Annotated in this window: 11 protein-coding genes and 1 tRNA gene; all 12 read right to left on the bottom strand. The window is 39.8% G+C overall.

Annotated elements, in window-relative coordinates:
• Positions 1-84: 84 nt before the first annotated feature.
• The 12 genes from fusA to HBN50_RS17495 all read right to left on the bottom strand — a co-directional run bounded on the left by fusA (position 85) and on the right by HBN50_RS17495 (position 15,413).
• A complete protein-coding gene (fusA, locus tag HBN50_RS17550; RefSeq protein WP_273872228.1) occupies positions 85-2,169 on the bottom strand; it encodes an elongation factor G in 2,085 nt (694 codons plus the stop codon).
• 102 nt (positions 2,170-2,271) lie between these two features.
• Positions 2,272-2,742: a 30S ribosomal protein S7 gene (gene rpsG, locus HBN50_RS17545; RefSeq protein WP_273872227.1), complete on the bottom strand. Its 471-nt coding sequence runs from the start codon at positions 2,740-2,742 to the stop codon at positions 2,272-2,274.
• 87 nt (positions 2,743-2,829) lie between these two features.
• A complete protein-coding gene (gene rpsL / locus HBN50_RS17540; RefSeq protein ID WP_273872226.1) occupies positions 2,830-3,204 on the bottom strand; it encodes a 30S ribosomal protein S12 in 375 nt (124 codons plus the stop codon).
• A 101-nt stretch (positions 3,205-3,305) separates the two neighbouring features.
• Positions 3,306-7,430, bottom strand: a complete 4,125-nt coding sequence (gene rpoC, locus HBN50_RS17535; RefSeq protein WP_273872224.1) for a DNA-directed RNA polymerase subunit beta' — start codon at positions 7,428-7,430, stop codon at positions 3,306-3,308.
• A 55-nt stretch (positions 7,431-7,485) separates the two neighbouring features.
• Complete coding sequence (rpoB, locus tag HBN50_RS17530) at positions 7,486-11,613, bottom strand: DNA-directed RNA polymerase subunit beta (protein WP_273872221.1); 4,128 nt, start codon at positions 11,611-11,613, stop codon at positions 7,486-7,488.
• A 142-nt stretch (positions 11,614-11,755) separates the two neighbouring features.
• Positions 11,756-12,121, bottom strand: a complete 366-nt coding sequence (gene rplL, locus HBN50_RS17525; RefSeq protein ID WP_273872220.1) for a 50S ribosomal protein L7/L12 — start codon at positions 12,119-12,121, stop codon at positions 11,756-11,758.
• 62 nt (positions 12,122-12,183) lie between these two features.
• Positions 12,184-12,714, bottom strand: coding sequence for a 50S ribosomal protein L10 (rplJ, locus tag HBN50_RS17520; protein WP_273872218.1), 531 nt, complete (start codon positions 12,712-12,714; stop codon positions 12,184-12,186).
• A 99-nt stretch (positions 12,715-12,813) separates the two neighbouring features.
• The gene (gene rplA / locus HBN50_RS17515; RefSeq protein WP_273872216.1) at positions 12,814-13,524 is read right to left on the bottom strand and encodes a 50S ribosomal protein L1; all 711 of its coding nucleotides are present in this window, start codon (positions 13,522-13,524) and stop codon (positions 12,814-12,816) included.
• A 42-nt stretch (positions 13,525-13,566) separates the two neighbouring features.
• Entirely contained in the window at positions 13,567-13,992 is a 426-nt protein-coding gene (gene rplK / locus HBN50_RS17510; protein WP_273872215.1) for a 50S ribosomal protein L11, read from the bottom strand.
• Positions 13,993-14,030: 38 nt separating this feature from the next.
• Positions 14,031-14,678, bottom strand: coding sequence for a transcription termination/antitermination protein NusG (gene nusG, locus HBN50_RS17505; protein ID WP_273872213.1), 648 nt, complete (start codon positions 14,676-14,678; stop codon positions 14,031-14,033).
• A 17-nt stretch (positions 14,679-14,695) separates the two neighbouring features.
• Positions 14,696-15,082, bottom strand: coding sequence for a preprotein translocase subunit SecE (locus HBN50_RS17500; RefSeq protein WP_273872212.1), 387 nt, complete (start codon positions 15,080-15,082; stop codon positions 14,696-14,698).
• A gap of 254 nt (positions 15,083-15,336) precedes the next feature.
• Positions 15,337-15,413, bottom strand: a tRNA-Trp gene (locus tag HBN50_RS17495).
• Positions 15,414-15,508 lie beyond the last annotated feature (95 nt).

The raw sequence follows: 15,508 nt of genomic DNA, 5'->3' as shown, positions 1-15,508 counted from the left end.
GTCAAAAGTTTCCTTTGCCATAAAAATCTCTCCTAAAATAATAGCTACTGCTAATAGATGCAGAACCTTTAATTTTAAATGTTGTTAAATATAAATTCCTCTTTTCTCAAGAATCGTTTTTGCTAGATCCATAGGGATCTCTTCATACTTATCAAAGTTCATTGTAAAGCTTGCTCTACCCTGTGACTTAGAACGCAAGTCAGTACTATACCCGAACATCTCTGACAATGGAACCTCTGCATTAAGAACCTCTTTATTCTGCTTTGCACCCATTGACAAGATTTTTCCGCGCTTCATATTGATGTCTGAAATAACATCCCCAGTATAATCTACAGGGGTAATGACTTCTACGGCCATTTTTGGCTCTAAAAGATTAATACCGGCCTTCTTGCAAGCCTCTCTAAAAGCTTGTGATGCTGCAATTGAATAGGCTACTTCGTCGCCTTCAACTTCGTTACTCTCAGCATCAACTAAAGTCGCCTTAATCTTAATAAATGGATAACCAGCAAGTCCACCACCAAATGATGTATCAACAATACTTTTTGATATTGCATTAACAAAATCTTGTGGAAGGGCATTCTTTTTAAGCTCACTAACAAATTCAACACCAGACTGATTATCAGTTTGTTCAACTTTGATTGTACAGTTACCAAAAATAACCTTCCCACCATGTTCTTTGTTGAATGTCGCACTAGCTGTTGCAGATGAACCGATACTCTCTCTATATGAAACCTGCGGCTTACCTACCTGAATACCAACTTTGAATTCTCTCTCTAAGCGGTCTACAATAATTTCAAGGTGAAGCTCACCCATTCCAAAAATAAGTAGCTGACCAGTTTCTTTGTTGTGCTGATAATTAAAAGATGGATCTTCTAACTCTAAGTGCCCTAGCGCCTGCATCAACTTCTTCTCATCGGCTGTAGTCTTAGGCTCAATAGCAATAGAGATCACTGTTTCAGGGAATTCCATAAGATCGTAAACGATTGGCTTATGGTCAGCACATAGTGTCTCGCCTGTAACAGTATATTTTAACCCTGAAAGAGCCACGATATCTCCAGCTTTTGCACTCTGAAGTTCTTGCCTCTTATCAGCATGTAATCTTAAAATTTTATTGATTCTTTCTTTCTTACCCTTGAGTGAATTGTAAACCTGTTGACCAGACTTAAGTTCACCTGAGTAAATTCTAAAAAATGTCAGAGACCCAACAAATGGATCTGTTGCAATCTTAAAGGCAATTCCAGAAAAGAGCTCAGACTCATCTGGCTTTCTAGAATCTTCTTTAGTTGTATCCTTAGCACTGTGACCAAAAACTTCACCCCTATCAATTGGAGAAGGAAGGTAATCAACAATTGCATCTAGAAGTGGTTGGACACCTTTATTTTTAAATGCAGAACCACACACTACAGGAACAAATTCTTCAGAAATAACGGCAGCTCTCAGGACACTCTTAATTGTCTCCTCAGAGATCTCTTCTTCCATCAAAATTGCTTCCATAAGCTCATCATTATAATTTGATAAAGCATCTAGAAGCTCAGTTCTGGCGATCTCAGCATCATCCTGAAGAGCTGCTGGAATATCTTCCAACACAACAGTTGCACCAAGGTCGTCTGAAGAAAATTTAATGGCCTTCATTGATACAAGATCAATAGCTCCTTCAAACTCATCTTCTTTTCCAATCGGAATCTGAATTGGATATGCTGTTTTACCAAGCTTCTCACGAATCTCTGTAACACAGTTTTCAAAGTCGGCTCCAATACGATCCATCTTATTAACGAAAGCAATTCTTGGAACCTTATATTTATCTGCTTGACCCCATACTGTTTCAGACTGAGGTTCAACACCAGATACGGCGTCAAAGACACCTACTGCACCATCTAAAACTCTTAAGGCCCTCTCAACTTCAATTGTGAAGTCAACGTGACCAGGAGTATCGATAATGTTAATTTCAATTTTTTTCCAATGACAAGTTGTTGCAGCAGACGTGATCGTAATCCCACGCTCCTGCTCTTGTACCATCCAGTCCATTGTTGCCGCACCATCGTGAACTTCACCGATCTTGTGACTTTTTCCTGTATAGTAAAGAATACGCTCTGTAGTTGTCGTTTTTCCGGCATCAATGTGGGCCATGATTCCAATGTTACGAATCTTAGAAATACGATCTGAACTCATGAATTTTCATTCCTTTGACGTTTATCTAATAAGAAAAGGGCTTCCAAAGGATATAACCTTGAGAAGCCCTTTTTGCAAAGTATAAAAAGCTAGAAAGTTAAATTACCATTTAAGGTGAGCAAAAGCTTTGTTAGCTTCAGCCATCTTGTAAACATCCTCACGCTTCTTAACAGCCGCACCTCTATTTTGAGAAGCATCGATAAGTTCGTCAGCAAGTCTGTCGATCATTGTCTTACCGTTTCTAGCTCTCGCATAGTCTCTTAGCCATCTAAGTGCAAGTGATTGTCTTCTTTTTGGGTTTACTTCAACAGGAATCTGGTAAGTCGCCCCACCGATTCTTCTTGATTTAACCTCAACAGCAGGTTTGATGTTAGAAAGAGCTTTCTTAAATACTTTAAGTGGCTCTTCACCAGTTTTTTTCTCAACAAGAGCAAGTGCACCGTAGAAGATTCTTTCTGCAGTTGATCTCTTTCCATCTTTCATAAGAGCGTTGATACATTTCGCAACGACAACGTCTTGATAAACTGGATCCGGTAGTACTAGTCTTGGTTGGGCTCTATGTTTTCTACTCATATTGTCCTCTCTTCAACCTTTCGGTTTACTCTCTCTTGACCAAGCTGATTAAGCAGTCAAGAAAGTGCTTTTAGTTAAAATTAACGATTACTTCTTAGGTTTCTTCGCCCCGTATTTAGAACGTCTCTGACCTCTTTTATCAACTCCAGTTGCATCTAGTGCACCACGAACAGTGTGGTAACGTACCCCTGGTAAGTCCTTAACCCTTCCACCTCTAATCAATACGATAGAGTGTTCTTGCAGGTTGTGACCTTCACCACCGATATAAGAAGTTACTTCAAAACCAGAAGTAAGCCTTACTCTACAAACCTTTCTCATCGCTGAGTTTGGTTTCTTTGGTGTAGTTGTATAAACTCTTGTACAAACTCCCCTTCTTTGAGGGCAAGCTTTTAGTGCTGGAGACTTTGTTTTGGACCACTTGTCCTGTCTCCCTTTTCTAATCAATTGGTTAATAGTAGGCATTCTACCACTCCTTCTAACAAATTTTCTGCTTCTAGCTTTTATACCTTACAATAAAAAAAGCCAGAATGATGTATCACATCATTCTGGCCAACACAAGTTTTTTAAACCATTAGTGTAGCAGTTTCTTCAGTAGAATCTACTACATCTTCCTCAACCGCAGCTTCAAAGTCTCTATATTTAGAGATACCAGAACCTGCTGGAATTAGGCGACCCATAAGAACGTTTTCTTTAAGCCCTCTAAGGAAGTCTTGTTTACCCTCAAGCGTAGCTTGAGTAAGAACTTTTGTTGTCTCTTGGAAAGAGGCAGCTGATAGGAATGAATCCGTTGTAAGAGCAGCTTTAGTAATACCAAGTAGCATTGGTCTACCTTGAGCTGGCTCGAAACCTTCAGCAACAAGTCTTTCGTTTTCATCAAGGAACTCAGATTTAGTAACAGAGTCCCCAACAACAAAGCTAGTGTCTCCAGCGTCCATAATTTCAACTTTCTTAAGCATTTGAGATACAATTACCTCGATGTGCTTATCGTCGATATTAACACCTTGAAGACGGTAAACTTCTTGAATTTCATCTACGATATACTTCGCAAGTTCTTTAATACCAAGAACACGTAGAATATCGTGTGGGTTAGATGGACCATCCATAATCGCTTCACCAGCTCTAATGTAGTCACCTTCGTTAACGATTACATAGCGACCCTTAGGTACTGTGTAAGTAACAGGCTCTTGTCCATCTTCAGGTCTAACGATGATTCTTCTATTCCCACGTACCTCTGGTCCAAATTCGATTGTCCCTGAAACGTCAGAAATCTGAGCAGCGTTAGTAGGCTTTCTTGCTTCGAAAAGCTCGGCAACCCTTGGAAGACCCCCGGTAATATCTTTTGTCTTAGTCGATTCACGTGCAACCTTAGAAAGCACACCACCAACTTCAACTTCATCACCTTCGTTAACGATGATGTTAGCACCAACTTGTAGACGGTAAGAAGCATGTCTCTTAGTACCTGGTACAATGATTGGGTTTCCATCAGCATCAACAATAGAAATTCTTGGTTGTAGTGAAGGGTCCTTAGTTTCGATAACAACTCTCTGAGTAAGACCTGTAACAGCATCTGTTTGCTCAGAAATAGTTGCACCAACAACTAGGTCTTCAAATTTTACGAAACCTTGTACTTCTGTAAGTAGCGGCATAGAGAACGGGTCCCACTCTAGAAGAGTATCACCAACGTTAATTTCTTGACCTTCTACAAAGTGAAGTTTCGCACCATAAACTGCTGGGAATTTCTCTTTATCAACGCCACGAGCGTCTTTAACAACAATTTCCCCAGTCTTATTCATAATAATTCGACCGTTTGGAGTCTCGGCAACAGATACGTTGTTGAAAACGATCTTACCAGCAGCTCTAACAGTAGACTTGTTAACCTGTGCACCAGCTGTCGCAGTACCCCCAACGTGGAATGTACGCATTGTAAGCTGTGTACCTGGCTCACCAATCGACTGAGCAGCAATAACACCAACAGTTTCACCAATACTAACCATTGTACCGCGAGCAAGGTCACGTCCAAAACATGCAGCACAGAAACCGTGTTTCTCGTTACAAGTAAGAACAGATCTAACCTTAATCTGGTCAACTTCTTTTTCTTTAAGAAGCTCTAGGTCTTTTTCAGTAAGAAGGTATCCAGCAGGAAGAACTTCTTTAGCTTCAAAGTCACGTACAGCAGCTGCAGTAACACGACCCATTGCTCTTTCAGCAACGTGCTCAACGATCTCACCACCTTCAACACGTGATTGAAGAACGATTCCATCTTGAGTTCCACAGTCTTCAGTTCTAATGATACCATCTTGGGCAACATCAACTAGACGTCTTGTCAGATAACCAGAGTTAGCTGTTTTCAGGGCCGTATCAGCTAGACCTTTACGGGCACCGTGTGTAGACGTGAAGTACTGAAGAGCTGAAAGACCTTCACGGAAGTTATTTGTAATTGGTGTTTCAATAATTTCACCAGATGGTTTCGCCATAAGACCACGCATGGCCGCAAGCTGTCTCATCTGCTGAGTAGAACCCCTGGCTCCAGAGTTTGCCATCATGTAGAGAGCGTTGAATGAAGGAGCTTGAACAGGCTCTTCTCCATCGATATCTGAAGTAAATGTATCTTGTGAGATCCTATCAAGCATAACCTTAACAAGTTTTTCAGAAGTTTGTGACCAAACATCGACAACCTTGTTGTATCTTTCACCATTAGTGATCGAACCTTCGTTATACTCTTCAGTAATCTGAGAAACTTCAGCGTAAGCTTCGTCAAGAATACCTTTTTTCTCTTTTGGAATTGTCATGTCGTTAACGTTAATCGAGATACCTGCTTTAGTGGCATACTGATAACCTAGGCTCATGATTGCATCTGCAAGAAGAACTGTGTCTTTTTCAGTACCAACACGGTATGCCTTATCAATTAACTTACCAAGCTCTTTCTTACCAAGAACTTTGTTAACGTCATCAAAGTGAAGACAAGTTGGAATAACATCGTAAACGAATGTTCTACCAACAGTTGTTTCTACTAGCTTCCCTTCTAAACGAACCTTAATAGGTGCTTGAAGGTGAAGGTTTCCTGAGTGGAACGCAAATTGAGCTTCTTCTTTAGAAGAGAAAACTTTTCCATAACCACGAGCATATGGTCTAAGTCTTGTCATGTAGTAAAGACCTAGAACGATATCCTGTGAAGGAACGATAATTGGCGTACCATCTTTTGGAGATAGAATATTGTTCGTCGACATTGCAAGAATACGACATTCAATTTGTGCTTCAATTGAAAGAGGAACGTGAACTGCCATCTGGTCACCATCGAAGTCAGCGTTGAAGGCTGTGCATACAAGTGGGTGAAGACGGATAGCTTTCCCTTCAATAAGAACTGGTTCAAAAGCTTGAATACCAAGTCTGTGAAGAGTAGGTGCACGGTTAAGAAGAACTGGGTGTTCTTGAACAACTTCTTCAAGAATTGACCATACTTCTTCTTTTTGCTGATCAACCATTCTTTTAGCAACTTTAATAGTTGTACAGTGACCTTTCTCAATAAGTTTGTTGTAAATAAATGGCTTGAAAAGCTCAAGGGCCATTAGCTTAGGAAGACCACATTGGTGTAGTCTTAAAGAAGGACCAACAACAATTACAGAACGTCCAGAGTAGTCAACACGCTTACCAAGAAGGTTTTGACGGAAACGACCTTGCTTACCTTTAAGCATGTCAGAAAGAGATCTGAGTGGACGCTTGTTAGCACCTGTAAAGACTTTCCCTCTTCTACCGTTATCAAAAAGAGCATCAACTGCTTCTTGAAGCATTCTCTTCTCGTTTCTGATAATGATTTCAGGAGCGTTAAGTTCTTTAAGTCTCTTTAGACGGTTGTTTCTGTTAATAACACGTCTGTATAGATCGTTAAGATCTGAAGTCGCGAAGCGACCAGCTTCTAGTGGAACTAGAGGTCTTAAATCTGGTGGAAGAACAGGAATTACGTCCATCATGAACCACTCAGGCTTATTTTCTGACTTTAAAATTGATTCGATAACTTTAAGTCTCTTAACAATTTTAGTTCTCGCCATTTCAGTCGTAGCTTGAGCTAGACCTCTTCTGAGTTCTTTGTTTGTCTGATCAAGGTCAAGCTTTCTCAGCATTTCCTTAACAGTCTCACCACCCATTCCAGCTTCGAACTCAATACCTTGAGACTTAAGCTCGTAGTATTGTTGCTCAGAGATTACTCTACCGACTTCTAGCCCACCCTCAAGGTCAGCAGTTGCAGATGAAGTTACACAGTAAGCTTCATAGTAAAGAACCTTTTCAAGTTCTTTAAGAGTAAGATTTAGAAGTGCACCAAGTCTTGATGGAAGTGATCTCAAGAACCAAATATGCGCAACTGGAGAAGCAAGTTCAATGTGTCCACATCTTTCACGACGTACTTTAGAAAGTGTAACTTCAACACCACACTTTTCACAAACAACACCTCTGTGCTTCATTCTCTTATACTTACCACAGATACATTCGTAATCTTTTACTGGTCCGAAAATCTTCGCACAGAAAAGACCGTCTCTTTCAGGTTTAAACGTTCTGTAGTTAATAGTTTCTGGTTTCTTTACTTCACCAAATGACCACTCACGAATCGTGTCAGGTGATGCTAATTTGATTGAAATCGCATCTACGCTAATTGGATCTTTTGGTTTGTCAAAAAAGTTCAAAAGGTCTTTCATCTTTCGGCCTCTGTATTTTTAAATAGCCTGAACCTCAAGGTTCAGGCTGTAATTATTAACGGAAAGATTCTTCTTCAGTACTTTCCTCAAGCTTAACGTCAAGACAAAGAGCTTGAAGCTCTCTGATAAGAACGTTAAATGATTCAGGAAGTCCTGGTTCAAGAACTTGCTCACCTTTAACGATAGACTCATACATTCTAGTTCTACCGATAACATCATCAGACTTAACAGTTAGGAACTCTTGTAACGTATAAGCCGCACCATAAGCTTCTAGGGCCCAAACTTCCATCTCTCCAAGACGCTGACCACCGAACTGAGCCTTACCACCAAGTGGTTGCTGAGTTACGAGTGAGTAAGGTCCTGTAGAACGAGCGTGAAGTTTTTCATCTACAAGGTGGTGTAGCTTAAGCATGTACATGATACCTACAGTTACATCTTCAGCGAACGCATCACCAGTGATTCCGTCAAAAAGTGTTGTTTTACCACTTTCATCAAGGTCACCAAGTGAAAGCATCTCACGGATATTCTCTTCAGAAGCACCGTCAAATACTTTAGTAGAGAAACGAACACCTGTAGAAAGTTGATCAGCAACTCTCTTAACATCCGCATCACTTGCTTTCTTTAGCCATTCTTTAACTTCATCAGTTTTATAAACAGCATAGATAAAGTCTTTTAGCTCGTGCATTTGAGCTTGCTCTTCGAGCATAACTTTCATCTTTTCAGCAAGTCCTCTACCGGCCCAACCAAGGTGTAGCTCAAGTAGCTGTCCAATGTTCATACGTGAAGGAACCCCTAGTGGGTTAAGAACGATCTCAACCGGAGAACCATCAGCGAGGTATGGCATATCTTCAACAGGAAGAACGTTCGAGATAACACCTTTGTTACCGTGACGTCCGGCCATCTTATCACCAGGTTGAAGCTTACGCTTAATAGCAACATAAACGATAACTTTCTTAATAACACCTGGAGGAAGCTCATCACCTCTGTGAAGTTTAGCAATTTCATCAGTTGCCTTTTGTCTTACTCTGCTGATTCTGTTTCTGATATCAGCAAAGTATTCACTTAGACGCTCTTCAAGAGCAGCTTCAAGTGGAAGGTAACCAATAAGTTCAAATGGAATACCTGCAAGAACTTCAGAAGTAACTTCAGTTCCTTTTGCAAGTAGTTCAGTTGAACCGTCTTCAGATACAAGCTTATCAGTTGTCTTAGCACCTTTAAGCATATCTGCAATTCTTAGAATTGATGAAGTTTGAATTGCTTTAATCTCAATTCTTTCATCTCTTCTAATAAGTGTTGTTTCTTGCTCGATAATATCTTTCGATCTTGAACAAATCTCAACACCTTCTCTTGTATAAACTTTTGCATCAATAACAGTACCACGTACTGATGATGGAGCTCTAAGAGAAGTATCTTTTACGTCTCCAGCCTTATCACCGAAGATCGCTTTAAGAAGTTTTTCCTCAGGAGAAAGTTGAGTTTCACCCTTTGGAGTAATTTTACCAACTAGGATATCCCCTGGCTTAATGATTGCACCAACACGGATGATTCCAGCTTCATCAAGATCTTTTAGAGCTTCTTCTGAAACGTTTGGAATATCACGAGTGATTTCTTCTTTACCAAGTTTTGTATCTCTAGCTTCAACTTCATACGACTCAATGTGAACTGAAGTGAAAACATCCTGTGCGAGAAGGTCTTCAGAAATCAGGATCGAGTCTTCGTAGTTATATCCACCCCAAGGCATGAACGCGACAAGAACGTTTTGTCCAAGAGCAAGGTCACCTAGGTGTGTACCTGGACCGTCTGCAAGAACATCACCTTTCTTAACGATGTCACCTTCTTTAACTAGGGCTTTTTGGTTGTTACAAGTGTTTTGGTTCGTTCTTTGATATTTCACTAGGTGATAAATATCTACACCTGATTGACCCTCTTCGAAGTTGTCACGTTGAACAACAATTCTATTAGAGTCTACGAAGATAACTTTTCCGTTATCTTCAGCGAAAAGAATTGCACCAGAATCTTTAGCAACGATTTTCTCTGTTCCTGTACCAACGATAGGAGCATCAGTTTTTACAACAGGCACAGCCTGTCTCATCATGTTCGATCCCATTAGGGCACGGTTGGCATCATCGTGCTCAAGGAAAGGAATAAGTGATGTTGCGACTGAGATCATCTGAGTTGGCGAAACGTCCATAAGATCTACTTCTTCAGCGTTAACAAGTGAGAATTCACCAGAAACACGAGCAGCAATATGGTCTCCAGCAACTTTACCATCAGTGAAGTGATCAAGGTCAATCTGAGCGATAACCTTTCCTTCTTCTTGGAAAGCTGTGAAGTATTTTGTTTCATCAATTGATCTATCTTCGTTTACAACCTGATAAGGAGTTTCAATGAATCCATATTCAGAAACTCTTGCATAAGTTGCAAGTGAAGTAATTAGACCAATGTTCGGTCCTTCTGGAGTCTCAACCGGACACATTCTACCGTAGTGAGTAGTGTGAACGTCACGAACCTCGAAACCAGCTCTTTCTCTTGTAAGACCACCTGGTCCAAGAGCTGAAAGACGACGCTTATGAGTTACTTCAGAAAGTGGGTTCGTTTGATCCATGAACTGTGAAAGCTGTGAAGATCCAAAGAACTCTTTAACCGCAGCAGCAACTGGCTTTTGGTTAACGAGGTCATAAGGCATCATCGTTTCGATTTCTTGGATGGCCATTCTTTCTTTAACAGCTCTTTCCATTCTAACGAGACCAACACGGAATTGGTTTTCAAGAAGCTCACCTACGGCACGAACACGTCTGTTACCAAGGTGGTCGATATCATCTACTTTCCCTTTACCATTGTTAAGGTCAACTAGGTATCTAACAGTTCTTGTGATGTCTTCCTTAGTAAGAACAGTGTTCTCAACAGGTACATCCATACCAAACTTGTAGTTAATCTTCATACGACCAACTTTAGATAGGTCATACTTTTCTTCGTTAAAAAATAAATTTTCAAAAAGCAGTTCAGCAGCTTCAACTGTTGGTGGTTCACCAGGTCTCAATCTTTCAAAGATTTTAACGAGAGCATCTTCTCTAGAATCTGTTTTATCTAGAAGAAGAGTATTTCTGATTTGGTCACCAAAGTTAATCATATCGATGTACAGACAGTTTACTTCTGATACACCTGCAGTAATAAGGTCTTGAATCTTAGCTTCAGAAAGAGCTTCGTTAGCAAGACAAAGAACCTCACCAGTATTTTCGTCAAAAATATCTTCAGCAACAACTTTACCAACGATTTCTTCAAGAGTTGTATCGATCTCTTCAATACCAGCTTCCTGAAGCTTTCTTACAGATGCCTTAGTAAATTTCTTACCTTTTTTAACAAGAACTTTACCAGTGTTAGGATCTACAAGATCGTTCATTGATCTCGTCCCTACCATTAGTTCAAAGTTAACCTTTCTTTTGAAGTTTCCGTCAGCAGGAAGTTTAACTGTCTCAAGCTCATAGAACATATTTAATAGTTCTGGAGTTGAATAACCCATGGCCTTAAGAACAACTGTCGCGTGTAGTTTTCTTTTTCTATCAATTCTAGCGAAAAGAATGTTTTTATGATCAAACTCGAAGTCTAACCAAGACCCTCTGTGAGGAATAATTCTCGCTGAGTACAGAAGTTTACCACTCGAGTGTTTTTTTCCACTGTCGTGTTCGAAGATAATCCCCGGAGAACGGTGAAGCTGAGATACGATAACACGCTCAGTTCCGTTGTAGACAAATGAACCAGTCATTGCCATTAGAGGAATATTTCCAAGATAAACTTCTTGCTCCTTAATAGAAGAAACTGTTCTTTGCTCGTTTCCATCTTTATCGACCGCTACATCATAGAAAACAAGTCGAACAACCACTTTCAGAGGAGCTTCGTAAGAGAGTCCACGTTGACGACACTCTTTAACAGAGTACTTAGGCTCTTCAAGCGTGTAGCTTACGAATTCAAGTGAGACTGTTTTGTTAAAATCGTGAATAGGGAAAACAGAATTAAATACTGCTTGCAACCCGATTTCATCACGTTTTGCGGGTGGAACTTCCGCTTGTAGGAAGTCGTTGTAAGAGTTTACTTGAAGCTTCATGAGTGGAGGTGTTTCGAGAACTTTTGGCGTAGTCGCGAAGTTCTTACGGAACCACTCGTTAGGTCTAAAAACCTCAGTCATTGCGGTCTCCTAGGATTTTACCAAGTAAATGAATAATATATACGTATATATTTTTTTTGCCGTAAATGCAAAAAAGGCGTGAAAGCGCTTGCGCTTTCACACCCTAAAAATATGAATTTTAATTTAACTAGCTAAAATTATATTATTTAACTTCAACTTTTGCACCAGCAGCTTCAAGTTTTTTCTTGATTTCTTCTGCTTCGTCTTTAGCAACTGCTTCTTTAACAGTCTTAGGTGCACCTTCAACTAGTTCTTTAGCTTCTTTAAGACCAAGTCCTGTGATACCACGTACTTCTTTAATTACGTTGATCTTCTTAGCACCTGCTTCGGCAAGAATTACGTCAAATTCAGTTTTTTCTTCAGCAGCAGCACCACCTGCAGCACCAGCAACAGCTACTGGAGCAGCTGATACACCAAATTTGTCTTCTAGTTCTTTAACTAGTTCAGATACTTCTAGAACTGTCATATTTGAAATTTTTTCAATTAGTTGCTCGTTAGTGATAGACATAACATTCTCCTATAAACTTAAAATCTTTTTCTTTTTAGAAATAATAATAATTAATAATAAACTTATTCAGCTGTAGCTTCTTCAGTAGCTGGTGCAGCTTCTCCACCTTGCTCTTTTTGTTCAGCGATTGCATTAAGCACTCTTGCGAATGCAGAAATTGGCGCGTTGAACGTAGCAAGTAGAGTTCCAAGCATTTCATCTCTAGACGGAAGGTCCGCAATAGCGATACATTCTTGAACTGATAGTTCTTTTCCATCTAGTAGACCACCCTTAAGATCTACAACTTCGTGTTCTTTCCCAGCGTTCTTAAGACACTTAGCAACAGCAGGAGCTTCTTCGAAAGCGAAAGCAACCGCTTGTGGACCTTTCAAATTAGAAAGAAGTCCTTCTGCATCAGTACCTTGAGCCGCCTTAGCAAATAGAGTGTTTCTAGTGACAATTAATTTACCACCAGCTTCTCTAATGCTTTTTCTTAACGCAGTCGTGTTATTTGAGTCAACACCGATTACGTTAGTGAGAAAGATACCTTTGGCTTCTGAGATGTCTTTTTTAAGACCCTCGATGATCACCTCTTTCTCGGCTCTTGTAAGCATAATACCTCCTAAAACAACGGAGGGAGATTTCAGGATGGCTTTACACGAATTAACCTCACGGCCAAACCGAACCTTCCTTCTTCAACCCCGTATCAATTATTATTTTGCAGCAACAGCAGTTGCTTCAATTGTGTCAATTTTTACACCAGGTCCCATAGTTGTGCTGATTGTCAGTGACTTCATGTAAGTCCCTTTAGCACTCGCTGGCTTAGCTTTAACGATCGCAGCTAGGATTGCGTTAAAGTTTTCTCTAAGCTTAGCTTCATCAAAAGATGATTTTCCAATTGGAACGTGGATAATACCATTTTTCTCAGTTCTGTATTCAACTTTACCAGCTTTTTGCTCAGCAACAGCTTTAGCAACATCTGGAGTTACAGTTCCAAGTTTTGGGTTAGGCATAAGACCTCTTGGTCCTAGTACTCTACCGATACGACCAAGTTTTCCCATCATATCTGGAGAAGCGATTACTCTATCGAAATCTAGCCATCCACCTGCAATTTTAGCAACGATGTCATCTCCACCTACGAAGTCAGCACCAGCTTCTTCAGCAGCTTTTAGCTTATCACCTGAAGTGATAACACAAACTCTTACTGATTTACCTGTACCAGCCGGAAGAGCGATCGCTCCACGAATCATTTGATCAGCGTGTCTTGGATCTACACCAAGTCTGAATGCTAGATCAACTGTTTCGTCAAAATTTGCAAACTTAACTTCTTTGATAAGTTTAATTGCTTCTTCAATTGAATATAGTTTATCTTTGTCTACTTTTGTAAGAGCTTCTACAAGCTTCTTAGATTTACTTCTTGCCATTTTTCCACCTCTTGGTTCAAACGATCTTTAGAGATCTCCCAATTAATAATCCTTCTGAAGACCCATAGATCTCATTGAACCTTCGATTGTTCTTTCAGCTGCTTCTTGTGATGCTGCTGTGAGGTCTGGTCTTTTTGCTTCTACGATTTCTTCAACTACTTGCTTAGAAACTTTTCCAACTACTTCTGTACCTGTTTTTTGAGCTCCACGCTTTAGTTTTAGTTTCGTAGTAAGAAGGTAAGATGCCGGTGGCGTCTTCGTTACGAAAGTAAACGAACGGTCAGAATAAACCGTAATGATTGTAGGAAGTGTTACACCTGCGTCCTTCTGAGTCTTCGCATTGAAGGCTTTACAGAATTCCATGATGTTTACACCTTTCTGTCCAAGAGCCGGACCAACTGGTGGTGAAGGGTTAGCTTTACCGCCAGGGATCTGTAGCTTAATGAACCCAGTAATTTTCTTTGCCATTTTCTACTCCTGCGATCTAATAGATCTACCAACTTTTATTAAGAAACTTTTTCAACTTGAGTAAAGTCGAGCTCAACTGGCGTTGGTCTACCAAAGATTGAGACGTTTACTCTAATTTTACCTTTATCATTAATAGCTTCTACTGTTCCAACAAATGAAGCGAATGGTCCTTCGATAACCTTTACAGTCTCACCTTCAGCAAAGTTAACACTTGTTTTAGGTTTCTTGAATCCTTCTTCAGCTTGATTCGTCATGAAAGCAGCTTCTTCGTCAGAGATCGGCGCTGGTTTGTCTGGTGTACCACCTACAAATCCAGTAATTTTATCCGTATCTTTAACAAGGTGCCATGTATTATCATTCATCACCATCTTAATCAAGACGTAGCCTGGAAAAAGTTTACGTCTGATTGTTCTTTTTTTACCACCAGCGTGTGTAACTACTTTTTCTTCAGGAACGAGAATATCTTGGAAGTACTCGCTCATTTTGTAGTTAACAACTCTTTCTTTAAGAGTCTTCTCTACTTTATTCTCTTGTCCAGTAAGAGTCTTAGCGATGTACCACTTAAATCCATCATCTTTATTTTCTGATGCATCCTCAGTTGATTCTTCTGTAGTTTCAGCAGTTTGCTCTACAGTTTTTTCAGTTACTTCCGAATTTTCTTCGTTTTTTACTTCTTCATTGCTCATGAATATTTCCTCTTAAATTAGAAGATGAGATTTAGCACTTTTCTAAATGTAAAATCAACTAGTACGAAAACACTACTTACAATTGATAATCCAATAACAAGGCCTACTGTAATTTTTACGACAGCGTCTTTGTCTGCCCAGTTAACTTTTACTAATTCATCATAAACTTCACCCATGTGAACTGAAGCTTTTACGTTTTTAATGACGCCCATGAATACGATTAGACCAACTACGATACCAGCACCTTGAGTAACTGCTAGAAAGTTTGGAACTTTCGCTTCTAGGTCAAACCATTCACCCATTTTTGAAACAAATGCAATCGTAATATATCCTGTAAGGATACCCATAATTGCAACAAACGCATTAATCCATTTCTTTTTGTCTTCTGCTCTTACAATAGACATAGCACTTCCTTGAAAGTTGCACTGTCGCAAATAAATTTGCTCGACAGAGAGGGTTTTCATAACCGGTTAAGTCTTCCATATATGCGATAGATAAGACATTTTGTCCACTGAATTTTTACACGATGCAGTTTTTTGCAAGTTCTACACAGTGAGTAACAATGACGATCTTATAAAAGGCACCACAAGAGTCTAATGAATTAGGTTTTAAACTTCAAGTAAGACTTTTTTGATCTAACTAAATATTGTGAAGTAAGTGGCGGGCGCAGAGGGATTCGAACCCCCAACCTACTGATTTGGAATCAGCCGCTCTACCAATTGGAGCTATACACCCGAAGAATGAAACATTTTTTACAGTAAGGAAGAGGGGTAGTCAAGCTACCCCTCTATATTTTCTATGAATTAGAAAATTATTCTAGAATGTCAGAT

It is taken from the genome of Halobacteriovorax sp. GB3 (assembly GCF_028649655.1).
In the GTDB taxonomy this organism is placed as follows: Bacteria; Bdellovibrionota; Bacteriovoracia; order Bacteriovoracales; family Bacteriovoracaceae; genus BSW11-IV.
Note: the sequence above shows the minus strand (reverse complement) of the source record. Positions and strands in the feature narration are given on the sequence as shown.

Excerpts from the sequence above, each read along its gene's own strand:
- rplJ (WP_273872218.1), bottom strand. The coding sequence starts at position 12,714 with ATGCTTACAAGAGCCGAGAAAGAGGTGATCATCGAGGGTCTTAAAAAA.
- rplA (WP_273872216.1), bottom strand. The coding sequence starts at position 13,524 with ATGGCAAGAAGTAAATCTAAGAAGCTTGTAGAAGCTCTTACAAAAGTA.
- nusG (WP_273872213.1), bottom strand. The coding sequence starts at position 14,678 with ATGAGCAATGAAGAAGTAAAAAACGAAGAAAATTCGGAAGTAACTGAA.
- fusA (WP_273872228.1), bottom strand. The coding sequence starts at position 2,169 with ATGAGTTCAGATCGTATTTCTAAGATTCGTAACATTGGAATCATGGCC.
- rpsG (WP_273872227.1), bottom strand. The coding sequence starts at position 2,742 with ATGAGTAGAAAACATAGAGCCCAACCAAGACTAGTACTACCGGATCCA.
- rpoC (WP_273872224.1), bottom strand. The coding sequence starts at position 7,430 with ATGAAAGACCTTTTGAACTTTTTTGACAAACCAAAAGATCCAATTAGC.
- rplL (WP_273872220.1), bottom strand. The coding sequence starts at position 12,121 with ATGTCTATCACTAACGAGCAACTAATTGAAAAAATTTCAAATATGACA.
- rplK (WP_273872215.1), bottom strand. The coding sequence starts at position 13,992 with ATGGCAAAGAAAATTACTGGGTTCATTAAGCTACAGATCCCTGGCGGT.
- rpsL (WP_273872226.1), bottom strand. The coding sequence starts at position 3,204 with ATGCCTACTATTAACCAATTGATTAGAAAAGGGAGACAGGACAAGTGG.
- HBN50_RS17500 (WP_273872212.1), bottom strand. The coding sequence starts at position 15,082 with ATGTCTATTGTAAGAGCAGAAGACAAAAAGAAATGGATTAATGCGTTT.
- rpoB (WP_273872221.1), bottom strand. The coding sequence starts at position 11,613 with ATGACTGAGGTTTTTAGACCTAACGAGTGGTTCCGTAAGAACTTCGCG.